The 20,568-nt window shown below is 57.6% G+C and carries 35 protein-coding genes and 1 pseudogene; all 36 read right to left on the reverse strand.

The features are described 5' to 3' along the window. Nucleotides 1-269 precede the first annotated feature (269 nt). Nucleotides 270-692 (reverse strand): annotated as a pseudogene (locus SELSP_RS07375) (hypothetical protein); the annotation flags it as partial. Nucleotides 693-741: 49 nt separating this feature from the next. After that, nucleotides 742-1,488, reverse strand: coding sequence for a class I SAM-dependent methyltransferase (locus SELSP_RS07380; protein ID WP_006191779.1), 747 nt, complete (start codon nt 1,486-1,488; stop codon nt 742-744). A gap of 120 nt (nt 1,489-1,608) precedes the next feature. Then, entirely contained in the window at nt 1,609-1,947 is a 339-nt protein-coding gene (gene rplQ, locus SELSP_RS07385) for a 50S ribosomal protein L17 (RefSeq protein WP_006191774.1), read from the reverse strand. A gap of 14 nt (nt 1,948-1,961) precedes the next feature. Then, entirely contained in the window at nt 1,962-2,921 is a 960-nt protein-coding gene (locus SELSP_RS07390) for a DNA-directed RNA polymerase subunit alpha (RefSeq protein WP_006191773.1), read from the reverse strand. A 63-nt stretch (nt 2,922-2,984) separates the two neighbouring features. Further along, nucleotides 2,985-3,578 (reverse strand): 30S ribosomal protein S4, encoded by a 594-nt coding sequence (gene rpsD / locus SELSP_RS07395; RefSeq protein ID WP_006191771.1) that lies wholly within the window; start codon nt 3,576-3,578, stop codon nt 2,985-2,987. Between the two features lie 18 nt (nt 3,579-3,596). After that, on the reverse strand, nt 3,597-3,989 hold the full coding sequence (gene rpsK / locus SELSP_RS07400; RefSeq protein ID WP_006191770.1) for a 30S ribosomal protein S11: 393 nt from the start codon (nt 3,987-3,989) through the stop codon (nt 3,597-3,599). Between the two features lie 16 nt (nt 3,990-4,005). Continuing rightward, a complete protein-coding gene (rpsM, locus tag SELSP_RS07405; RefSeq protein WP_006191768.1) occupies nt 4,006-4,380 on the reverse strand; it encodes a 30S ribosomal protein S13 in 375 nt (124 codons plus the stop codon). Nucleotides 4,381-4,394: 14 nt separating this feature from the next. Beyond that, nucleotides 4,395-4,508, reverse strand: coding sequence for a 50S ribosomal protein L36 (gene rpmJ, locus SELSP_RS07410; RefSeq protein WP_005842139.1), 114 nt, complete (start codon nt 4,506-4,508; stop codon nt 4,395-4,397). 44 nt (nt 4,509-4,552) lie between these two features. Further along, the gene (infA, locus tag SELSP_RS07415) at nt 4,553-4,771 is read right to left on the reverse strand and encodes a translation initiation factor IF-1 (RefSeq protein WP_009645081.1); all 219 of its coding nucleotides are present in this window, start codon (nt 4,769-4,771) and stop codon (nt 4,553-4,555) included. A gap of 173 nt (nt 4,772-4,944) precedes the next feature. After that, nucleotides 4,945-5,589 carry an adenylate kinase gene (locus SELSP_RS07420; RefSeq protein ID WP_006191765.1) on the reverse strand — a complete coding sequence of 215 codons (645 nt, stop codon included), beginning with the start codon at nt 5,587-5,589 and terminating at the stop codon, nt 4,945-4,947. A gap of 13 nt (nt 5,590-5,602) precedes the next feature. Continuing rightward, the gene (secY, locus tag SELSP_RS07425; RefSeq protein ID WP_006191763.1) at nt 5,603-6,859 is read right to left on the reverse strand and encodes a preprotein translocase subunit SecY; all 1,257 of its coding nucleotides are present in this window, start codon (nt 6,857-6,859) and stop codon (nt 5,603-5,605) included. Next, entirely contained in the window at nt 6,860-7,300 is a 441-nt protein-coding gene (gene rplO / locus SELSP_RS07430) for a 50S ribosomal protein L15 (protein WP_006191762.1), read from the reverse strand. Nucleotides 7,301-7,325: 25 nt separating this feature from the next. Continuing rightward, nucleotides 7,326-7,505, reverse strand: coding sequence for a 50S ribosomal protein L30 (gene rpmD / locus SELSP_RS07435; RefSeq protein WP_006191760.1), 180 nt, complete (start codon nt 7,503-7,505; stop codon nt 7,326-7,328). A gap of 12 nt (nt 7,506-7,517) precedes the next feature. Continuing rightward, nucleotides 7,518-8,048, reverse strand: a complete 531-nt coding sequence (gene rpsE / locus SELSP_RS07440; RefSeq protein WP_006191759.1) for a 30S ribosomal protein S5 — start codon at nt 8,046-8,048, stop codon at nt 7,518-7,520. A gap of 19 nt (nt 8,049-8,067) precedes the next feature. Further along, nucleotides 8,068-8,427 carry a 50S ribosomal protein L18 gene (gene rplR, locus SELSP_RS07445; protein ID WP_009645159.1) on the reverse strand — a complete coding sequence of 120 codons (360 nt, stop codon included), beginning with the start codon at nt 8,425-8,427 and terminating at the stop codon, nt 8,068-8,070. 28 nt (nt 8,428-8,455) lie between these two features. Beyond that, the gene (gene rplF, locus SELSP_RS07450) at nt 8,456-9,007 is read right to left on the reverse strand and encodes a 50S ribosomal protein L6 (protein WP_006191748.1); all 552 of its coding nucleotides are present in this window, start codon (nt 9,005-9,007) and stop codon (nt 8,456-8,458) included. Nucleotides 9,008-9,025: 18 nt separating this feature from the next. Beyond that, nucleotides 9,026-9,424, reverse strand: a complete 399-nt coding sequence (gene rpsH / locus SELSP_RS07455; protein WP_009645148.1) for a 30S ribosomal protein S8 — start codon at nt 9,422-9,424, stop codon at nt 9,026-9,028. Nucleotides 9,425-9,513: 89 nt separating this feature from the next. Continuing rightward, nucleotides 9,514-9,699, reverse strand: a complete 186-nt coding sequence (locus SELSP_RS07460) for a type Z 30S ribosomal protein S14 (protein WP_009645105.1) — start codon at nt 9,697-9,699, stop codon at nt 9,514-9,516. Nucleotides 9,700-9,716: 17 nt separating this feature from the next. After that, the gene (rplE, locus tag SELSP_RS07465; protein WP_006191739.1) at nt 9,717-10,256 is read right to left on the reverse strand and encodes a 50S ribosomal protein L5; all 540 of its coding nucleotides are present in this window, start codon (nt 10,254-10,256) and stop codon (nt 9,717-9,719) included. A gap of 21 nt (nt 10,257-10,277) precedes the next feature. Next, on the reverse strand, nt 10,278-10,610 hold the full coding sequence (gene rplX, locus SELSP_RS07470; protein ID WP_013740883.1) for a 50S ribosomal protein L24: 333 nt from the start codon (nt 10,608-10,610) through the stop codon (nt 10,278-10,280). A gap of 14 nt (nt 10,611-10,624) precedes the next feature. Continuing rightward, nucleotides 10,625-10,993: a 50S ribosomal protein L14 gene (gene rplN / locus SELSP_RS07475; protein WP_013740884.1), complete on the reverse strand. Its 369-nt coding sequence runs from the start codon at nt 10,991-10,993 to the stop codon at nt 10,625-10,627. Nucleotides 10,994-11,026: 33 nt separating this feature from the next. Next, nucleotides 11,027-11,284, reverse strand: a complete 258-nt coding sequence (rpsQ, locus tag SELSP_RS07480) for a 30S ribosomal protein S17 (protein ID WP_006191734.1) — start codon at nt 11,282-11,284, stop codon at nt 11,027-11,029. A 28-nt stretch (nt 11,285-11,312) separates the two neighbouring features. Beyond that, nucleotides 11,313-11,525, reverse strand: coding sequence for a 50S ribosomal protein L29 (gene rpmC / locus SELSP_RS07485; RefSeq protein ID WP_006191731.1), 213 nt, complete (start codon nt 11,523-11,525; stop codon nt 11,313-11,315). Then, nucleotides 11,515-11,964 carry a 50S ribosomal protein L16 gene (gene rplP, locus SELSP_RS07490; RefSeq protein ID WP_006191729.1) on the reverse strand — a complete coding sequence of 150 codons (450 nt, stop codon included), beginning with the start codon at nt 11,962-11,964 and terminating at the stop codon, nt 11,515-11,517. Before rplP ends, rpmC begins: the two co-directional genes overlap by 11 nt. Continuing rightward, nucleotides 11,964-12,635, reverse strand: a complete 672-nt coding sequence (rpsC, locus tag SELSP_RS07495; protein ID WP_006191728.1) for a 30S ribosomal protein S3 — start codon at nt 12,633-12,635, stop codon at nt 11,964-11,966. The genes rplP and rpsC overlap by 1 nt, the downstream gene beginning before the upstream one ends. Before the next feature lie 16 nt (nt 12,636-12,651). After that, nucleotides 12,652-12,984, reverse strand: a complete 333-nt coding sequence (gene rplV, locus SELSP_RS07500; protein WP_009645138.1) for a 50S ribosomal protein L22 — start codon at nt 12,982-12,984, stop codon at nt 12,652-12,654. Between the two features lie 23 nt (nt 12,985-13,007). Next, nucleotides 13,008-13,289, reverse strand: coding sequence for a 30S ribosomal protein S19 (gene rpsS / locus SELSP_RS07505; RefSeq protein WP_009645084.1), 282 nt, complete (start codon nt 13,287-13,289; stop codon nt 13,008-13,010). A 49-nt stretch (nt 13,290-13,338) separates the two neighbouring features. After that, nucleotides 13,339-14,163 carry a 50S ribosomal protein L2 gene (gene rplB / locus SELSP_RS07510; RefSeq protein ID WP_009645099.1) on the reverse strand — a complete coding sequence of 275 codons (825 nt, stop codon included), beginning with the start codon at nt 14,161-14,163 and terminating at the stop codon, nt 13,339-13,341. 25 nt (nt 14,164-14,188) lie between these two features. Continuing rightward, nucleotides 14,189-14,470: a 50S ribosomal protein L23 gene (gene rplW, locus SELSP_RS07515; protein WP_006191720.1), complete on the reverse strand. Its 282-nt coding sequence runs from the start codon at nt 14,468-14,470 to the stop codon at nt 14,189-14,191. Continuing rightward, the gene (rplD, locus tag SELSP_RS07520; protein ID WP_006191719.1) at nt 14,470-15,093 is read right to left on the reverse strand and encodes a 50S ribosomal protein L4; all 624 of its coding nucleotides are present in this window, start codon (nt 15,091-15,093) and stop codon (nt 14,470-14,472) included. The genes rplW and rplD overlap by 1 nt, the downstream gene beginning before the upstream one ends. Before the next feature lie 23 nt (nt 15,094-15,116). Next, nucleotides 15,117-15,776: a 50S ribosomal protein L3 gene (gene rplC / locus SELSP_RS07525; RefSeq protein WP_006191718.1), complete on the reverse strand. Its 660-nt coding sequence runs from the start codon at nt 15,774-15,776 to the stop codon at nt 15,117-15,119. A 15-nt stretch (nt 15,777-15,791) separates the two neighbouring features. Then, nucleotides 15,792-16,103 (reverse strand): 30S ribosomal protein S10, encoded by a 312-nt coding sequence (gene rpsJ, locus SELSP_RS07530; protein WP_009645121.1) that lies wholly within the window; start codon nt 16,101-16,103, stop codon nt 15,792-15,794. A 214-nt stretch (nt 16,104-16,317) separates the two neighbouring features. Then, complete coding sequence (gene tuf / locus SELSP_RS07535; RefSeq protein ID WP_006191715.1) at nt 16,318-17,505, reverse strand: elongation factor Tu; 1,188 nt, start codon at nt 17,503-17,505, stop codon at nt 16,318-16,320. A gap of 19 nt (nt 17,506-17,524) precedes the next feature. After that, the gene (gene fusA / locus SELSP_RS07540) at nt 17,525-19,603 is read right to left on the reverse strand and encodes an elongation factor G (RefSeq protein ID WP_013740885.1); all 2,079 of its coding nucleotides are present in this window, start codon (nt 19,601-19,603) and stop codon (nt 17,525-17,527) included. A gap of 39 nt (nt 19,604-19,642) precedes the next feature. Then, a complete protein-coding gene (gene rpsG / locus SELSP_RS07545) occupies nt 19,643-20,113 on the reverse strand; it encodes a 30S ribosomal protein S7 (RefSeq protein WP_006191712.1) in 471 nt (156 codons plus the stop codon). A 42-nt stretch (nt 20,114-20,155) separates the two neighbouring features. Further along, on the reverse strand, nt 20,156-20,533 hold the full coding sequence (rpsL, locus tag SELSP_RS07550) for a 30S ribosomal protein S12 (protein ID WP_006191709.1): 378 nt from the start codon (nt 20,531-20,533) through the stop codon (nt 20,156-20,158). Nucleotides 20,534-20,568 lie beyond the last annotated feature (35 nt).

A 20,568-nucleotide genomic window follows, 5' to 3' on the forward strand; every position in this document is an offset into this window, starting at 1 on the left:
ATTAAAATTTAACAGTCAATTATTTTTCATGAAGATATGTGGATCTATACAAAAAAAGAAGCGCTGTATCAACAGCGCCCCTTAAAACTATTCTCCCAATTTTACCATGAAGCCCCAAGAGGTCAAGACGCAGGCGCAGACCGATTGGCTAGGCTTCTGTAAGGGCGACGCATAATGTCCACAAAGTGGACGTTTGCGCGTGTAGTTCACTCACATTAAGAAAATTTGTGTAATCTTTGACTGCATCATCTGCGTGCCCCATGTCTTTTTCAAAGCAGACTGTGCAGTCTGCCGATCTCCCGGATCTTGTCCATGGAGATGTCTGACACACGCGCGATCATTTCCAGCGGCAGCTTCTCGCATCAAATCCCGAGGACGACCGCAATGTTTCGCTCTTCTCAACCACGCTCCATGCCGCACTCCATGCCGTACTCCATGCCGCGTGCCATGCCGCGTGCCTCAGCTTCTTTTGCAAGTTCTCCTGCGAAATCCCTCGCGAGTTTCTCCATCGCTTCACACATAGCACTCGCCCCTTCCTCTGTTTCTTTGAAATACCTCACTCGTTCTGCCAGCACATCATAGTACATATCTTCCGGTCGCGTACAGCGGAAATCGTGCATCAGTCTACCCAGCGGAGTATCCTCATCCACCATCGCGCTGTTAACATAGCGGATATGCGATCCATCTATGAAGTCTCCTGCGCGACAAGGAAATGAGCCGCCTCTCTCCCCCCTGCGTCGCTCACCGCACCTTTTTCGCATAGATGCCGAAGAGCGGCACGTCATCGTAGCGAAGGCTTTCGTCGCCATGCACAAGGGGCGCGATGTCAGCGTCGTATTGCACGGAAAAACCGAGTTTTTCGAGGAGAGCTGCATCCCAAAGGGGACGGCGATGCGTGCTGACGCGAAGCTCGTCTTTGATCTTGTTGCATTCAATGAGAAGCGCCTCGCAGATGCCCGTGTGTACAGAATCCTGGGCATCTGCTGCCGAAAATGTCGTCTCTCCGTAATCCGAATCGAAGTTCAGGAGCATGCCGCCCGCCCTGAGCACGCGACGCCACTCGCGATACGCCTGCATCGCATCGGGCAGCGTCCATGTGAGATTGCGGCTGATGACGACATCGAAGGATTCGTCGGAAAAGTCGAGCTGCTGCGCATTCATCTTCCGAAGATCGGCCCAGCAACCGAACGCCGCGAGGTTCTTCTGTGCCTCATCGATCATGCCCGCCGACATGTCGATGCCCGTGACCTCGTGTCCCATGCGCGTGAGCAGCACAGCAAAGAAGCCTGCACCCGTGCCGACGTCGAGGATGCGCAGCGGTTTTTTCTCGGGCAAATGAGACGCTATGAACTTTTGCCAACGTGCAGCGTCGGAGCCTTCGAGTTCCCTTCGCCGCACGGCGGAGAACTTCGGGCTCCTCGCGTCCCAGTAGCTTTCTATGCGCCTTTCCAGCGCTTCTTCCTTCTGCAGCATTTCCTGCGTTTTCATCTATATTCTCCTGCTCCTAGAATTCCTCGTTGATTGGTCACCGTGCACGCATAAAAAAGCAGGGAGACGAAGAAGCCGCCTTGCGGCGCTTCTCCATATCCCTGCTTTTCTTCGGCTTTCTTAAACAAGCTCCAACAGCGCCATCGGCGCGGCATCACCGCGACGGGGGCCGAGCTTCAGGATGCGCGTGTAGCCGCCCGGACGCTCCGTGTACTTTGCAGCGATATCGCTGAAAAGCTTACGGACTGCTTCTTCATCGCCAATATCGGCAATCGCCTGACGACGAGCGGCAAGGTCGCCACGCTTTGCCAGCGTGATGAGCTTTTCCGCAAGGCTACGGACTTCCTTCGCCTTCGCTTCCGTCGTCTCGATGCGCTCATGCTTGAAGAAGGAGGCCAAGATGCTGCGGAAGAGTGCCTTGCGGGCACTCGAATTACGCCCTAATTTTCTATAGCTCATGGTTTATCCCTCTCTTATTCTTCTTCTTTCTTCAATGTCAAGTCGTACTCTTCAAGCTTCTTCTTGACTTCTTCCAAGGATTTCCTGCCGAGGTTCCTGACCTTCATCATGTCTTCTTCCGTCTTCGAGACAAGATCTGCGACCGTGTTGATGTTCGCGCGCTTCAGGCAGTTGAAGGAACGCACGGAGAGGTCGAGATCGTCAATCGTCGTCTCAAGAACCTTGGAAGCATCCGGCTCCTCAGGCTCGGGAGGAGCAATCTCCTCCTCTTCCTCAATCTCTGGAATGCCCGCCATGTTTTGGAAGAGCTTGAAGTGCGAGATGAGGATGCTCGCCGCGCGGCTCACGCCCTCTTCGGGGCGGATAGATCCATCCGTCCACACGTCGAGGATGAGCTTGTCATAGTCGGTGACGTTGCCCACGCGCGTATCCTGCACGGTGTAGTTGACGCGCTGGATCGGGGAAAAGATGGAGTCGATCGGAATGACGCCGATGACATGATCGGGCTTCTTGTTCTTCTCCGCTGCCACATAGCCTTTGCCGCGCTCGACAATCATTTCCATGTGCAGCTCTCCGTCCTCGTTGAGCGTCGCGATGTGAAGATCGGGGTTCAAGATCTCGACGTCGGGATCGGTAATGATGTCCGCCGCCGTGATTTCCTTCTCGCCCTTGACGTCGAGGCGAAGAACGCGCGGCTCTTCGCTGTACATCTTGAAGCAGAGCGACTTGAGGTTCAGCACGATGTTCGTCACATCATCGCGGACGCCCGGAATGGTGGAGAACTCGTGCAGTACGCCGTCGATGCGGATCGAGGTGATCGCAGCGCCCGGCAGGGATGACAAGAGGATGCGCCGCAAGCTGTTGCCGAGGGTCGTGCCGTAGCCACGCTCCAAAGGCTCGCAGACGAACTTCCCATAACGATTATCTTCGCTGATTTCCACTATCTCGATCTTTGGCTTTTCGATCTCGATCATCTGGGATAACCCTCCTCCATTGTTCTCATGCAGTCGATCATATTGATAAGTACCGGCAAGAGATTATCTGGAGTACAGCTCGACGATCGCCTGCTCGTTGACGGGGACGTCGATCTCATCGCGGCTCGGATAGCGCGTGACCGTGCCGCTGAGCTTCGCGCCGTCGGCAGCGAGCCATGCGGGAAGGTTCAGAGGCTTGTAGTTCTCGGCGAGCGCCTTGAAGAACGCATTCGAGCGGCTCTTCTCGTCGATCGTGATCTCATCTTCGGCACGAACGAGCGCGGACGGAATGTCGAGGCGCTTGCCGTTGACACGGATGTGACCGTGCGTCACGAGCTGACGAGCCTGACGGCGCGTCTGCGCGAGACCGAGGCGGTATACGACGTTGTCGATGCGGCGCTCCAGGAGACCGAGGAGGTTCTCACCCGTGACGCCCGGCATCGTCTTCGCCTTCTCATAGTACTTGCGGAACTGCTTCTCAAGAACACCGTAGATGAACTTCGCCTTCTGCTTTTCCTTGAGCTGCATGCCATACTCGCTGACCTTGCGGGCCTGGCGGCGCGGCTGACGCTTGGACTGGCGGCTGATGCCGACCATGCCCGGCTCAATGCCGAGCGAACGGCAGCGCTTGAGGGTTGCGGATCTATCAATAGCCATATTTCTTCTGCACCTCCATCAAACTCTTCTGCGCTTCGGCGGACGGCAGCCGTTGTGCGGAATCGGGGTGACGTCCTTGATCATGTTGACTTCAAGGCCCGTCGCCTGCAGGGAGCGGATCGCGGCTTCACGGCCGGCGCCGGGGCCCTTGACATAGACCTCGACCTGCTTCAAGCCGTGCTCCATCGCGGCCTTCGCCGCGACTTCCGCCGCCATCTGTGCAGCGAACGGCGTGCTCTTTCTGGAGCCGCGGAAGCCGAGGCCGCCCGCGCTCGCCCACGAGAGGGCATTGCCGCTCTTGTCCGTCAGCGTGACGATCGTGTTGTTGAAGGTGGAGCTGATATGCGCAACGCCATATTCAATGTTCTTGCGGTCTTTTTTCTTCGTCCGCGTCGTTTTCTTTACTGCCACTCAATGACCCTCCCTTTTATTTGTCCTTCTTCTTGCCTGCGATGGCCTTTCTCGGGCCTTTGCGCGTGCGGGCATTGTTCTTCGTGTTCTGTCCGCGCACGGGAAGTCCCAGGCGGTGACGACGACCGCGGTAGCAGCCGATATCGACGAGACGCTTGATCGCCATCTGACGCTCACGGCGAAGATCGCCCTCGACGATCGCTTCCTTGTCGATGACGTCGCGCAGTTTCACGACTTCATCTTCCGTCAGGTCGCGCGTGCGCGTGTCGGGGTTGACGCCTGCCAGCTTCAGGAGCTTCTGGGAGGTCGTCAGGCCGATCCCATAGATATATGTCAAAGCAATCTCGATTCTCTTGTCACGCGGTAAATCCACACCGGCGATACGTGCCATAGAAAAGCACCTCCTTAACCTTGTCTCTGCTTATGCTTCGGGTTTTCGCAAATGACCATGACGCGTCCCTTGCGCTTGATGATCTTGCATTTTTCGCAAATCCGTTTGACGGACGGCTTGACTTTCATTGACTTTGCCTCCTTCTGCGCTGCCTGCCGAATAGCGGCCGCGTCTACTTGAAACGATAGGTGATGCGGCCGCGCGTCAGGTCGTAAGGCGTAAGCTCAATCGTGACCTTGTCGCCGGGAAGGATGCGGATGAAATTCATACGGATCTTCCCCGAGACGTGCGCCAGGACGACGTGACCGTTTTCCAGCTCGACTTGAAACATCGCGTTGGGCAGCGCTTCCAGCACTTTGCCCTCAACTTCGATTACATCTTGTTTTGACATGAGCTTCTCCCTCTCTGAAATTGGGTTGGGCGAAAGCTGTCCATCTTCCGTGAAAGGAGCGTTCCGCATCGGGAATTGCCCATGCCCAACATCGTATTTTCTCGGACGCCAAACCCGCGCCCGCCGTGACGCTCTCGCGTCTTTATCGTTCGGTGGCTCTCGGACACGCAGCTTCAGCCTTTCAAGGCGGCGATCATGGCGGCCTTGACATCGTCAATGGGCTGCCTGCCGTCGATCTCCTTGTAGACGCCTGCCTTCTCGTAGTAGGCGATCAAGGGCTTCGTCTGCGCCTCGTAAACGGAGAGGCGATTCTTCATCGTCTCCTCGCTGTCGTCTGCACGCTGGTAGAGGTCGCCCGCGCATGTGTCGCAAACCCCCGCCTTCTTGGACGGGTTAAACTTCACATGGTAGGTCGCGCCGCAGGATTTGCAGATGCGGCGTCCGACGGCGCGCTCGATGAGGTCCGCCGCCGGCACCGTGATGTTGAGGGCTGCGGTGAGGGATAGCCCCAGCTCTTTGAGGATGCCCGTAAGGGCGTCCGCCTGCTCTGCCGTGCGCGGAAAACCGTCGAGGATGAAGCCCTTCTTGCAGTCGGGCTTCGCGAGCCGCTCCTTTACGATGCCGATCGTGACCTCGTCCGGCACGAGCTTGCCGGCGTCCATGCAGGCCTTCGCCTGCAGCCCAAGCTCCGTCCCTTCCTTCACGGCGGCGCGGAACATGTCGCCCGTCGAGATGTGCGGAATGCCGAACTCTTTCACGAGATTGGCCGCCTGCGTGCCTTTGCCGGCGCCCGGCGGACCCATTAACAGGATATGCATCAAAGGACTCCTCCTATTTCATGAAACCTTGGTAATGGCGCATGACCACCATGGATTCGATCTGCTTCATCGTGTTCAGCGCAACCCCGACGACGATGAGCAGTGCCGTGCCGCCGAAGTACACACCCTCGATGTGGGTCGCGCCCGCGACGAGGTTCGGCAGCACTGCGATGAATGCCAGGAAGAACGCGCCTGCCAGCGTGATGCGCGTCATGACAGTATCGAGATATTCTTCCGTCGGCTTGCCCGGACGTATGCCCGGGATGAAGCCACCGTATTTTTTCAGGTTCTCTGCCATATCCGATATCTTTACAGTAACCGCGGTATAAAAGTACGTGAAGAAGATGATGAGCAGCGCGTAGATGCTGGTCTGCAGCGGTGTGCCCCACGCAAAATAACCGGCGAGTGTGGTCACCCAGGGAACTTCAATAAACTGGGCGACGGTTACTGGAAACATCAGCACGGATGACGCAAAGATGATTGGGATGACGCCCGCATGATTGACCTTCAGCGGGATATGGCTGGAACTTCCGCCATACGTCTTTTTTCCGACGACCCGTTTCGCGTAGGAAATCGGGACTCTGCGGTTGCCCTCTTGGATGTAGATGACGAACACGATCATCAAGAGAGCGATGACGGCAAAGACGAATGCGTTGAAATAGCTGATCGTCCCCGCCTGCAAATAACTGTAGATCGTGCCGAGATTCTTCGGCAATGCTGCGACGATACCGGCAAAGATGATGAGTGATATGCCGTTTCCGACGCCGTTCGCCGTGATCTGCTCGCCGATCCACATGAGGAATATCGTGCCTCCCGTCAAGGTGATCGCGATGATCAGGATGGAGACGGGACTGGGATTCAAGATCGCCTGCTTCAGACCGATCGACATGCCGACAGCCTGGAAAAAGGCGAGCGCTACAGTCAGGTAGCGTGTGACCTTCGTCGTTTTCTTGTGCCCTTCCTGCCCTTCTTTGGACCATTGCTCCAAAGTCGGAATGACAACCGTGAGAAGCTGCATGATGATCGACGCGTTGATGTACGGCGTGATGCTCATCGCAAAGATGGAAAACTTGCTGAATGCACCGCCGGAAAAGAGATCCAAGAGGCCGAACAGGTTGCCCGTGGCAAACAGCTGCTCAATGGCCGACGGATCGACGCCCGGCACAGGAATGTGCGTACCGAGCCGGAACACGGCGAACATGATGAGCGTGAAGATGACCTTCTGTCTTAGCTCCGGAATCTTGTAGATGTTCGCAAGGGCTGAAAACAATCAGATCACCTCGACTTGTCCGCCTGCCGCCTTGATCTTTTCTTCCGCCGACTTCGTGAAGCCGTTGGCGCGAACCGTGAGCTTCTTCGTGAGTTCGCCCTTGCCGAGAATGCGGATGCCGTCACGGACGTTCTTCAGGATGCCCACTTCGACGAGTGCGACGGGATCGACGACAGCGCCGTCCTCAAAGCGGTTCAAGGTTTCGATGTTGACCTCCGCATAAATCTTGCGGAACACATTATTGAAGCCGCGCTTCGGAAGCCTGCGGTAGATCGGCATCTGGCCGCCTTCGAAGCCCGTGCGGACGCCGCCGCCGCTCCTCGAATTCTGACCCTTGTGCCCGCGGCCTGCGGTCTTGCCGTTTCCGCTGCCGATGCCGCGCCCCACGCGGTTGCGCGTCTTTTTGGAGCCGGGCGCCGGGGACAATTCATGTAACTTCATACTGCTTGCACCTCCTTGTTCTTTCTTATATGTTCTCGACCTTCACGAGATGTTCGACCTTGTGGATCTGTCCCTTCAATGCGTCGTTCATCTCACGCTCCACCGACGAGTTGAGCTTGCGAAGTCCGAGCGAACGAACGGTGGCTCTCTGCGTCTCGGGACGACCGATGAGGCTTCTCGTAAGAGTGATTTTGACCTTTGCCATCGAACTTCCTCCTTAACCTAAGAGTTCCTGCACCGTCTTGCCGCGCAGTTCAGCGACCGCTTCAGCACGCTTGAGCTGCTCGAGACCCTTGACCGTGGCGCGAACCATGTTGTTCGGATTCGACGAGCCAAGAGACTTCGTGAGGATGTCGCGAATGCCCGCAAGCTCCAAGACGGCGCGCGCAGGGCCGCCCGCGATGACGCCGGTACCTTTGGCGGCGGGCTTCAAGAGCACGCGGCCTGCACCGAAGATGCCGATCATCTCGTGCGGAATCGTCGTATCCTTCAAGGAAACCTCGATGAGGTTCTTCTTCGCGTCCTCGATGCCCTTTCGTATTGCCTCGGGCACTTCGCTCGCCTTGCCGAGGCCTGCGCCAACCTTGCCCTTCTTGTTGCCCACGACTACGAGGGCGCTGAAGGAGAAACGGCGGCCGCCCTTGACGACTTTGGCAACGCGGTTGATGTAAACGACCTTCTCCTCAAATTCAGGAGTCTCGTTGTTTCTGTCCCGGTCCCTGTCATGGTTCCTGTCCATTCTAGCCATTCATTTACCTCCTTGCAAGTCAGAATTTGAGGCCTGCCTCGCGCGCTGCTTCCGCGAGCGCCGCGACGCGACCGTGGTAGATGTAGCCCCCGCGGTCAAAGACAACCTCGGTGATGCCCTTTTCAAGTGCGCGTTTTGCGACAGCGGCGCCGACAGCCTTCGCGGCCTCGATGTTGCCGCCGTAGTTCGAGAATCCCTTGTCCTTCGAACTCGCCGAGACGAGCGTCACACCCTTCTCGTCGTCGATCACCTGCGCGTAGATGTTCGCGAGGCTTCTGTATACGTTGAGGCGCGGACGCTCTGCCGTGCCCGAAACGTGGTTACGGACGCGCAGGTGGCGCTTCTGCCTTGCCTTGTTCTTGTCTGCCTTGATCAGCACTATGGTCACTCCTTTCCTTTAAGCTGCCTTATTTCTTCGCCTTGGCGCCGGCCTTACCGACCTTGCGGCGGATGTGCTCGCCCTCGTACTTGATGCCCTTGCCCTTGTACGGTTCAGGCAGGCGATAGCTGCGGATCTTTGCAGCGATGGCGCCGACAGCTTCTTTGTCGATGCCCGAAACGACGATGCTCGTCGCGCTGGGCGCGTCAAGCGTGATGCCTGCGGGCGGCTCGACAATGACGGGATGGGAAAAACCCAAGGAAAGGTTCAGATTCTTGCCCTGCTTCGCGGCACGATAGCCGACGCCGTTGATTTCGAGCGTCTTCTTGAAGCCTTCCGTCACGCCGACCACCATGTTGTTGATGAGCGTACGCGTGAGGCCGTGCAGGGAGCGGTGCTCCTTGTCGTCCGACGGACGCGTGACCGTGAGGACATTGCCCTCGACCGCGATCTTCATGTCCGGATGAAGCTCGCGGAAAAGCTCGCCCTTCGGACCCTTTACTGTCACCTTGTTGACTTCCTCGATCTTGACGGTTACGCCAGCGGGAATCTCAATCGGTGCTCTGCCAATTCTCGACATCTTTTCACCTCCAGACGTTTACCAGACATAGGCGACGACTTCGCCGCCAAGGCCGGCCTTGCGGGCTTCCTTGTCGCTCATGATCCCCTTCGACGTGGAGATGATGGCGATGCCGAGTCCGCCGAGGACGCGCGGCAGCTCATCGTGCTTCGCATAAGCGCGAAGACCAGGCTTCGAGATGCGCTTGATGCCCGTGATGACCTTCTCACGTGCGGGGCCGTACTTGAGGAAAACCGTCAGCATGCCCTGCTTCGAGTCTGCCGTGAAGGTGTAATCCTTGATGAAGCCCTCTTCCTTCAAGACCTCGGCGATTGCCTTCTTGATCTTGGAGGCGGGAATCTCCACCTTGGAGTGGTAGACGGAGTTCGCGTTGCGAACGCGCGTCAGCATATCTGCAATAGGATCAGTCATTACCATGGAACCGATATCCTCCCTTTCATACGTTTCGAGGAAGCAGCGCACAAAGACTGCGGCAGCTTCCTTTCCTTTCGCTCAAAAGCGAATTTTTACCAGCTGGCTTTCGTCACGCCGGGAATGGCGCCGTTGTAGCTCTGCTCGCGGAAGCAGATGCGGCACATGTCGAACTTCCTCATGTAGCCATGCGGACGGCCGCAGATCTTGCAGCGGTTGTGCTGGCGCACCTTGAACTTCGGCTGCTGGCTCCACTTTTCGATCATCGATTTCTTAGCCACAGTTCATACCTCCTTCTTTAAGCCTTGAAGGGCATGCCTAGGAGCTTCAAGAGCTCGCGCGCCTCTTCGTCTTTTTCCGCTGTCGTGACGATGACGATGTTCATGCCGCGCAGCTTGTCAATCTTGTCGTACTCGATCTCGGGGAAGATGAGCTGCTCCTTGAGACCGACCGCATAATTGCCGCGGCCGTCAAAAGCCGTGCTGCTCACGCCGCGGAAGTCGCGGACGCGCGGCAGGGCGACGTTGATGAACTTGTCGAGGAACTGGTACATGCGCGTGCCGCGCAGCGTGACCTTCGTGCCGATCGGCATGCCTTCCCTGAGCTTCCAGGCGGCAAGCGACTTCTTCGCGCGCGTCAGGATGGGCTTCTGCCCCGCAATGATCGTCAGATCATTGACGGCGGAGTCGAGAGCCTTGGGATTGCCGACGGCTTCGCCGACGCCCATGTTGATGATGACCTTCTCGATCTTCGGAAGCTGCATGATGTTCTTGTAGCCGAACTTCTTCGTGAGCTCAGGCACAACTTCGTTCTTGTACTTTTCCTGTAATCTTTCCAAACCGTGCTCCTCCTTCCTCGATTATTTCGTCTGGTCGATGACTTCGCCGCACTTCTTGCAGGCGCGAACCATCTTGCCGTTGACTTCCTTCTTGCCCGTGCGCGCGGCCTTCTTGCAAGCCGGGCATACGAGCATGACCTTGCAGGCGTTCAGAGGGGCTTCCTTCTGGATGATGCCGCCCTGCGGGTACTTCTGGCTCGGCTTCGTATGGCGCTTCACCTTGTTCACGCCCTCGACGACGACCTTGCCCTTCTTCGGCAGAGCCTCGACGATCTTGCCCTCTTTGCCCTTGTCCTTGCCTGCGAGGACGACGACCGTGTCGCCTTTCTTTACGTGCAGTTTCACCTGTGACAAAATAGCGCCTCCTATCAAAGAACTTCAGGAGCCAAGGAAACGATCTTCATGAAATCCTTCTCGCGCAGCTCCCTGGCCACGGGGCCAAAAATACGGGTTCCTCTCGGCGTCTTGTCTTCCTTGATGAGCACGGCGGCGTTCTCGTCGAAGCGGATGAAAGAGCCGTCCGGACGACGGATGCCCTTGACGCTTCGGACGACGACAGCCTTGACGACATCGCCCTTCTTGACCGTGCCGCCGGGGGCTGCTGCCTTGACGGCAGCCACGATAACATCACCGATGTTGGCATACTTGCGGTACGAGCCGCCGAGCACGCGGATGCACATGATCTCTTTTGCGCCCGTATTGTCGCCAACATTCAGCATGGTCTGCTGTTGAATCAATGTATGAACCTCCCTTTCGAGATAGTGGCGAAATTATTTCGCCCTCTCGACGATTTTCACGACTCTCCAGCGCTTGTGCTTCGAGAGCGGGCGGGTCTCCATCAGAGCCACCGTATCGCCGACATGCGCCTCGTTGTTCTCGTCGTGCGCCTGGAACTTCACCGTCTTCTTGACGGCCTTCTTATAGAGCTTGTGCTGCTCAATGTCGACAACGGCGACGACGACGGTCTTGTCCATCTTGTCGCTTACGACCTTGCCGACTCTCGTCTTGCGTTCATTTCTCTCGCTCATCAAAGAGCCTCCTTCCTCTGCATATCAATCAATTCTTCGCCAAGCAAACGTCCTGATTCTCAAGTTCGCGCTGCACCGTCTTGACGCGCGCGATCGACTTCTTGACTTCCTTGATACGCATCGGATTCTCCAGCTGGCCGGTAGCGTGCTGGAAACGGAGGTTAAACAGCTCCTGTTTGAGCGAAGCGAGCTTTTCAACAAGCTCCCCGGCATTCAAGTCGCGTATCTCATTAACCTTCATTTACTTCACCGCCCTCTGCTGCTTTCAGTGACTCCTCGCGCGTGACGAATTTCGTGCGGATCGGCAGCTTGTGGCCTGCAAGGCGCATGGCCTCCATGGCAACTTCCTTCGACACGCCGTTCATCTCGAAGAGTACACGACCGGGCTTGACGACGCACACCCAGTACTCAGGCGAGCCCTTGCCGCTGCCCATGCGGGTCTCGGCCGGCTTCGCCGTGACCGGCTTGTCGGGGAAGATCTTAATCCAGACCTTACCGCCGCGCTTGATGTAACGCGTCATGGCGATACGGGCGGCTTCGATCTGACGGTTCGTGATCCATGCCGGCTCCAGCGCCACAAGGCCGAACTCACCGTGGCTGACCGTGTTGCCGCGATGTGCCTTGCCCTTCATGCGGCCACGGAACTGCTTGCGGTATTTGACTCTCTTCGGTAATAACATTAAGCTTCGCTCCCTTCAGCGGCAGCCCTCTTGGACTGCTTCTTCTCTGGAAGGATTTCGCCCTTGAAGATCCAGACCTTGACGCCGATGCGTCCGTACGTCGTGCGGGCTTCCGCCGTGCCGTAGTCGATGTCGGCGCGCAGCGTGTGCAGCGGAATGCTGCCCTCGCGATATGCCTCGCTTCGGGCGATTTCCGCGCCGCCCAAGCGACCCGAAACCTTGACCTTGATGCCCTTGGCGCCGAGGCGCATCGTGCGACCGACCGACTGCTTCATGGCGCGGCGGAAGGCGATGCGGCGCTCAAGCTGCTGCGCGATGTTCTCGGCGACGAGCGTCGCGTCGAGGTCGGGCTGACGAATCTCGGAGATGTTGATGTCGACCGTCTTTTCCGTCTTGCCCTTGAGGCCTTCCTTGATCTGCTCAATGCCCGAACCACCGCGGCCGATGACCATGCCGGGCTTCGCCGTATGGATCGTGAGCTTCAGGCGGTTCTTCGAGCGCTCCGTCTCGATCTTCGAGACGCCGGCAGCGCCGAGGCTGTCTTTCAAATACTTGCGGATCTTGATATCTTCATGCAGGTTGTCCGCAAAGTCTTTATCTGCGTACCATTTTGCATCCCAATCCTTGACGATGCCGATGCGGATGCCGTTCGGATTTACTTTCTGACCCAAACCTTTTCCCTCCTCCTCATCTTTCTTCCACGGCGACAGTGACGTGGGACGTGCGCTTCAAAATCTTGAACGCCTGCCCACGCGAACGCGGGTGGATGCGCTTGAGTGTCGGGCCCTGATCGACATAAGCCGTCTTGATGTAGAGCTTGTCGACATTCATGTCGAAGTTGTTCTCGGCATTGGAAACGGCGGATTTCAATACCTTCTCTATGACGTCCGCACCGATTTTCGGCGTGAACTTCAAGATTGCGAAAGCTTCGGCGATGTTCTTGCCACGGATGAGATCCATGACGACACGCACCTTGCGCGGCGCAATCCGTACATACTTGGCTGTAGCTTTTGCTTCCAAAGGGGAAATGCCTCCTTTCGCTCTTATCTCAGCGAAGTCTTGCGCTCTTCGCCGGCATGGCCCTTGAACGTGCGCGTCGGAGCGAACTCTCCGAGCTTATGTCCGACCATGTCTTCCGTCACATATACAGGAACGTGCTTGCGGCCGTCGTGCACGGCGATCGTGTGACCCACGAAATCCGGCAGGATCGTGGAACTCCTCGACCACGTCTTCACGACCTTCTTGTCGTTCGCCGCATTGAGCGCGTCAATTTTCTTCACGAGACTTTCTTGTACGAAAGGTCCCTTCTTGACTGATCTCGACAAAATATATCCTCCTTCCGCTCAGGCAGCCTGAGCTGCCTTCCTCCACGAATTACTTGCGGCCACGCACGATGAGCTTGTCCGACGCCTTCTTGCGGCGCGTCTTGGCGCCCATCGCGCACTTGCCCCACTTCGTGACCGGATGCTTGCGGCCGACCGGGCTGCGCCCTTCGCCGCCGCCATGCGGATGGTCGTTCGGGTTCATCGCTACGCCGCGATTCTCCGGACGCTTGCCGAGCCAGCGATTGCGCCCTGCCTTGCCGATCGTGATGTTCTCATGCTCGAGGTTGCCGACCTGGCCGATCGTCGCGCGGCAGTTGATGTGCACCTTGCGAAGCTCGCCCGAGGGAAGACGCAGGAGCGCGTAGTCGTTCTCCTTCGCCATGAGCTGCACGGCGCTGCCGGCGCTTCTTGCGAGCTGTGCGCCCTTGCCGATCTTCAGCTCGATGTTGTGAATCATCGTGCCGACGGGAATGTTCTTGATGGGAAGCGCGTTGCCGACCTTGATGTCAGCCTCTGCGCCCGACTCCACCTTGTCGCCGACCTTGAGGCCGTTCGGTGCGAGGATGTAGCGCTTCTCGCCATCCGCGTAGTTCAGGAGGGCGATGCGAGCGCTGCGGTTCGGATCGTACTCGATCGTCGCGACGCGGGCGGGGATGCCGTCCTTCGTGCGCTTGAAGTCGATGATACGGTAGCGGCGCTTGTGACCGCCGCCCTGATGGCGAACCGTCATGCGGCCCTGCTGATTGCGTCCGCCATGGCTCTTGAGGCTCTCGACGAGGGATTTCTCCGGCTTGTCCGTCGTGATTTCGTCAAACGACGCGACCGTCATGAACCTGCGGCCTGCGGAATAAGGTTTGAAACTTTTGATTGCCACTTCTTTTTACCTCCTTTGCTCGATTTTATGCCTGGAAGAACTCGATCGTCTCGCCTGGAGCGAGCTTCACAATCGCCTTCTTGTAGTCCGAGCGCTTGCCGACGAAGCGACCCATGCGCTTCACCTTGCCGCTGACGTTGACCGTGTTCACGTTTGCGACCTTCACATTGAAGACCTGTGCGACCGCCTTGGCGATCTCGATCTTGTTCGCTTTCTTGGCGACGACGAAGACATACTTGCCTTCCTCCATGAGCTGGGTGCTTTTCTCCGTGATCAGCGGGCGGATGAGGATATCGCGTGCGTCCATTATGCGAGCACCTCCTCGATTTTTTCTATCGCAGCCTTCGTGATGAAGAGCTTCGTGTGGTTCAGGATGTCGTAGACGTTGAGGCCCATCGTATTGATCGCCTTGACGCCGGGGATATTGCGCGAAGAAAGCTCGACGTTTTCGTTCTCATCGAGCGTGATGATGAGGCTCTTCGCATCGACGCCGAAATCGCCGAGCATCTTGACGACGCTCTTCGTCTTCGGGGCATCGAACTGAAGGTCGTCGAGGACGATGAAATCACCGCTCGCCACCTTGTCCGAGAGCGCGCACTTGATCGCGAGGCGGCGCTGCTTCTTCGGCATGCGGAAGGCATACGAGCGCGGCTGCGGGCCGAAGACCGTGCCGCCGCCGACCCACAGCGGGGAGCGCGTCGAGCCGCTTCTTGCACGACCCGTGCCCTTCTGTCTCCACGGCTTTCTGCCGCCGCCCCTCACGAGGCCGCGCGTCTTCGTCGCATGCGTGCCGAGACGGCGCGATGCGAGCTGCATGACGACGGCCTGATGCACGAGGCCGGCATTCATCTCCACGCCGAAGACGCTGTCATTCAATTCGATATCGCCAACCTGCTGGTTTGCGCTATTATAAACTGCTACTTTTGGCATAAGTTAGCAATCCTCCTTCCAGATTATTTTTCCGCCTTTTTCGGCTTGTCCGGCTTGACCGTGGCGCGAACCACGACAAGACCCTTCTTCGGGCCCGGGATTGCGCCCTTGATGAGGATGAGGTTGCGCTCCGCGTCCACACGGACGACGGAAAGACGCTGCACCGTGACCCTCGCATGACCCATCTGGCCAGGAAGCTTCTTTCCCTTCAAGACGCGGCCGCCATGACCGCTGATCATCGCGCCCGTCGAACCGGGTTCACGGTGCGACTTCGAGCCGTGACCCATGGGGCCGCGCGCGAAGTTGTGGCGCTTGATCGTACCGGCGAAGCCCTTGCCCTTCGAGGTGCCCGTCACATCGACGAGGTCGCCGGCAGCAAATATGTCAACGCCGATGGTATCACCGACGTTATATTCCGAAGCATCAGTAAGACGCATCTCGCGGATGAAGCGCACAGGCGCGACTCCCGCCTTGGCGAAGTGACCTTTCAGAGGCTTCGTGACCCTCTTCTCCTTGACTTCGCCGAAGCCGATCTGGACAGCGTTGTAGCCGTCGTTCTCCACGGTCTTGTTCATGATGACAACATTGTTGCCCGACTCGACGACCGTGACAGGGACGACAGTGCCCTCTTCCGTAAAGATCTGCGTCATGCCAAGTTTTCTTCCCAAAATAGCTTTCGACATAAATTCCACCTCCCCTTACAGCTTGATCTCGATGTCCACCCCGGCCGGCAGGTCAAGGCGCATCAGTGCGTCCACCGTCTTGTTGGAAGGATCGAGGATGTCGATGAGGCGCTTGTGCGTGCGCATCTCGAACTGCTCGCGCGAATCCTTGTTGACGTGCGGGGAACGCAGGATCGTGTAGATGTTCTTCTCCGTGGGGAGCGGAATCGGACCCGACACACGAGCGCCCGTCCTCTTCGCGGTATCGACAATCTTAACCGCGCTCTGGTCGAGAGCCTTGTGATCGTAGGCCTTCAAACGAATACGGATTTTCTGCTGTTTCGACAATGTTTTTTCCTCCTTGTCGTCCGGACTCCATGGCCCAAACATTTCTCCGCAGCAGTTCCCTCGGCTCTGCCGAGCCATCTGCCGCGTCATCGCATGGGAGCAATAAGGAAGCGCTGAACTTGTCAGTGATTCCGGAAATGAGATAAATACACAAGGCCTTTATAAAGGGCTGCGAGACCGCAGCCCTTACAAAAGCCTTTATGGAATTAGCGTCTTAACCTTCGATCTCCGTCACGCGGCCGGCGCCAACCGTATGGCCGCCCTCGCGGATAGCGAAGCGCAGACCCTTCTCAATGGCGATCGGCGTGATGAGCTCAACTTCCATCTCGACGTTATCGCCGGGCATGACCATCTCCGTGCCCTCGGGCAGGCGGACAACACCCGTGACGTCCGTCGTGCGGAAGTAGAACTGCGGACGATAGTTCGTGAAGAACGGCGTATGACGGCCGCCCTCTTCCTTCTTGAGGACGTAGACCTGAGCCTTGAACTTCGTGTGCGGGTTAATCGAGCCGGGCTTCGCGAGAACCTGGCCACGGACGATGTCCTTGCGATCGACACCGCGCAGGAGAGCGCCGATGTTGTCGCCGGCGACAGCCGTGTCGAGCATCTTGCGGAACATCTCGATGCCCGTGACAACCGTCGACTTCGTCTCATCTTCGAGACCGACGATCTCGACCGTATCGTTGAGCTTCAGCTCACCGCGCTCGACGCGGCCCGTTGCGACCGTGCCGCGGCCCGTGATCGTGAAGACGTCCTCAACCGGCATGAGGAAGGGCTTCTCCGTATCGCGTGTCGGCGTCGGAATGTACTCATCGACAGCATCCATGAGCTCAAGAATCTTCTTCTCCTGCTCCGCGTCATCTTCAAGAGCCTTGAGAGCAGAACCTGCAATGACCGGGATATCGTCGCCGGGGAACTCGTAAGCCGTGAGGAGGTCGCGGACTTCCATTTCGACGAGCTCAAGAAGCTCAGGATCGTCAACCTGGTCAACCTTGTTGAGGAAGACAACGATCGCCGGAACACCGACCTGGCGAGCCAAGAGAATGTGCTCGCGCGTCTGCGGCATCGGGCCGTCGGCAGCGCTGACAACGAGGATCGCGCCGTCCATCTGAGCAGCGCCCGTGATCATGTTCTTGACGTAGTCGGCGTGGCCCGGGCAATCAACGTGCGCGTAGTGACGCTTCTCCGTCTCGTACTCGACGTGCGCCGTGTTGATCGTGATGCCGCGCTCTCTCTCCTCCGGAGCCTTGTCGATGTCCGCGTAGTCCTCGAACTGCGCCATGCCCTTCTTGGACAGAACCTTCGTGATGGCTGCCGTCAGCGTCGTCTTGCCGTGATCGACGTGGCCGATCGTACCGATGTTGACATGCGGCTTGTTTCTCTCAAACTTCTGCTTTGCCATGTTGTTTTTTCCTCCCTCGTTACTCGCCCTTGTTCTTGGCGATGATAGCCTCGGCTATATTCTTAGGAACTTCATCATAGTAAGAAACTTCCATGGAGTAGTTCCCTCGACCCTGTGTCTTGGAGCGCAGATCCGTCGAATATCCGAACATCTCGGACAGCGGAACGAACGCATTGATGACCTGGGCACCGTTTCGCGCTTCCATGCCTTCGATGCGGCCGCGGCGCGAATTGATGTCGCCCATGACATCGCCCATATACTCTTCCGGCACAATGACCTCGACCTTCACATAAGGCTCAAGGAGCACCGGATTCGCCTTCTCAGCGCCGTTTCTGAACGCCATCGAGCCGGCGATCTTGAACGCCATTTCCGAAGAGTCGACTTCGTGGTACGAGCCGTCGTAGACCGTGACCTTGACGTCGACCATCGGATAGCCCGCGATGACGCCGTTGTCCATAGCTTCGCGCACGCCGTTCTCGATGGGGTTGATGAACTCCTTCGGAATGACGCCGCCGACGATCTTGTTCTCGAACGTGAAGCCTTCGCCCGGCTCCTGCGGCGTGAGCTCGAGCCAGCAATGACCGTACTGGCCATGACCACCCGACTGGCGGACGAACTTGCCCTCTGCCTTCGCAGGCTTGCGGATCGTCTCGCGGTACGCAACCTGCGGATTGCCGACATTGCAGTCGACCTTGAACTCGCGCAGCATGCGGTCGACGATGATTTCCAAATGAAGCTCGCCCATGCCCGAGATGATCGTCTGACCCGTCTCCTGATCCGTGCGTACACGGAACGTCGGATCTTCTTCCGCCAACTTCTGCAGGGCGATGCCCATCTTCTCCTGATCGTTCTTCGTCTTCGGCTCGACCGCGACCGAGATGACCGGGTCAGGGAACTCCATCGACTCAAGAATGATCGGCTTCGAATCGTCGCACAGCGTGTCGCCCGTCGTCGTATCCTTCAAGCCGACGGCGGCAGCGATGTCGCCGCTGTAGACCGTATCCAGCTCGGCACGGTGGTTCGCGTGCATCTGCAGGATGCGGCCGATGCGCTCCTTCTTGCCCTTCGTCGAGTTGAAGACATACGAGCCGGAAGAAAGCGTGCCCGAGTAGACGCGGAAGAACGCGAGCTTGCCGACGTAAGGATCGGCCATGATCTTGAACGCGAGCGCCGCAAAGGGGCCGTCGTCCGTCGAATCGCGATGATCCTCTTCTCCCGTATCGGGGTTGACACCCTTGATCGCGGGGATGTCGATCGGCGCAGGCATGAAGTCGACGATTGCGTCGAGCATCGGCTGCACGCCGCGGTTGCGGTACGAAGAGCCGCATGTCACCGGCGTCATCTTGCAGGCGATCGTCGCCTTGCGGATGGCCTTACGAATCTCATCCTCCGAGATCTCCTCGCCGCCGAGGTACTTCTCCACGAGGTCGTCATCCTCTTCGGCGACGGCTTCGAGGAGCTTGTCGCGGTACTCGTCGGCAATATCCTTCATATCATCGGGAATCGCCACCTCGTCAGCGACCTTTCCGAGGTCGTCCTCATAGATGATCGCTTCCATCTTGATGAGATCGACAATGCCGGAGAACGTATCCTCCGAGCCGATCGGCAGCTGAATTGCCACCGGATTCGCCTGCAGGCGCTCCTGCATCATCTTGATGACGTTGAAGAAATCCGCGCCCGTGATGTCCATCTTGTTGACATAAGCCATGCGTGGGACATTATACTTCTCCGCCTGGCGCCAGACCGTCTCTGTCTGAGGCTCGACGCCGCCTCTGGCCGTCAGGACGGCGACAGCGCCGTCAAGAACGCGCAGCGAGCGCTCCACCTCGACCGTGAAGTCAACGTGACCGGGCGTATCAATGATGTTGATGCGATGATTCTTCCAATGGCAGGTCGTCGCAGCCGACGTAATCGTAATGCCGCGCTCCTGCTCCTGTGCCATCCAGTCCATCGTGGCAGCGCCATCGTGAACCTCACCGATCTTGTGGGTGATGCCCGTATAAAAGAGGATACGCTCTGTCGTCGTTGTCTTGCCGGCATCGATGTGAGCCATGATGCCGATATTGCGAGTTTTTTCCAGAGAAAACTCTCTTGCCACTTATTATCGCTCCTTAACTAGTTGAGATACTGCTTGGGATTACCAACGATAATGAGCGAATGCCTTATTAGCCTCAGCCATCTTATGCGTATCTTCTTTTTTCTTGATCGCCGCGCCCGTATTGTTCGCTGCGTCCATGAGCTCGCCCGAAAGCCTCTCATCCATGGTCTTCTCGCCGCGCAGTCTTGCGTAGTTCACAAGCCAGCGAATGCCGAGCGTCATGCGGCGGTCGGGACGAACCTCGACCGGAACCTGATAGTTCGCACCGCCGACGCGGCGAGCGCGCACCTCGAGAACCGGCATGACATTCTTCAGAGCCGTCTCGAAGACCTCCAGAGGATCCTTGCCCGTCTTGGCGCGGATCGTCTCAAACGCATCGTAAACGACGCGCTCGGCAACACTCTTCTTGCCCGAGAGCATCACCTTATTGATAAACTTTGTAACCGTCTTGGACTTGTATACCGGATCCGGCAACACGTCACGTCTGGGTACGGCACCTTTTCTTGGCATACTTACCCCTCCTGGCTATAATCTCTTCTCAGAAAAAGCGTCTCACTTCTTCTTCGCGCGCTTCGCGCCGTACTTCGACCTCGCCTGACCGCGATCCTGAACACCTGCCGTATCCAGCGAACCACGGATGATGTGGTAGCGAACACCAGGCAGATCCTTGACGCGGCCGCCGCGGATCAAGACAACGCTATGCTCCTGCAGATTATGGCCAATACCGGGAATGTATGCCGTCACCTCGATGCTGTTCGTCAAGCGAACACGGGCGACCTTGCGGAGAGCCGAGTTCGGCTTCTTCGGGGTCGTCGTGTAAACCCTCGTGCAGACGCCGCGCTTCTGCGGGCAATTCTTCAGTGCCGGTGCATTCGATTTCTCCTGCATGCTCTTGCGGCTCTTGCGAACCAGCTGATTGATTGTAGGCATTTGATGCACCTCCTTCCTTCATATTGAGAATTTAT

Origin of the sequence: Selenomonas sputigena ATCC 35185 (assembly GCF_000208405.1) — a bacterium.
In the GTDB taxonomy this organism is placed as follows: Bacteria; Bacillota; Negativicutes; order Selenomonadales; family Selenomonadaceae; genus Selenomonas; species Selenomonas sputigena.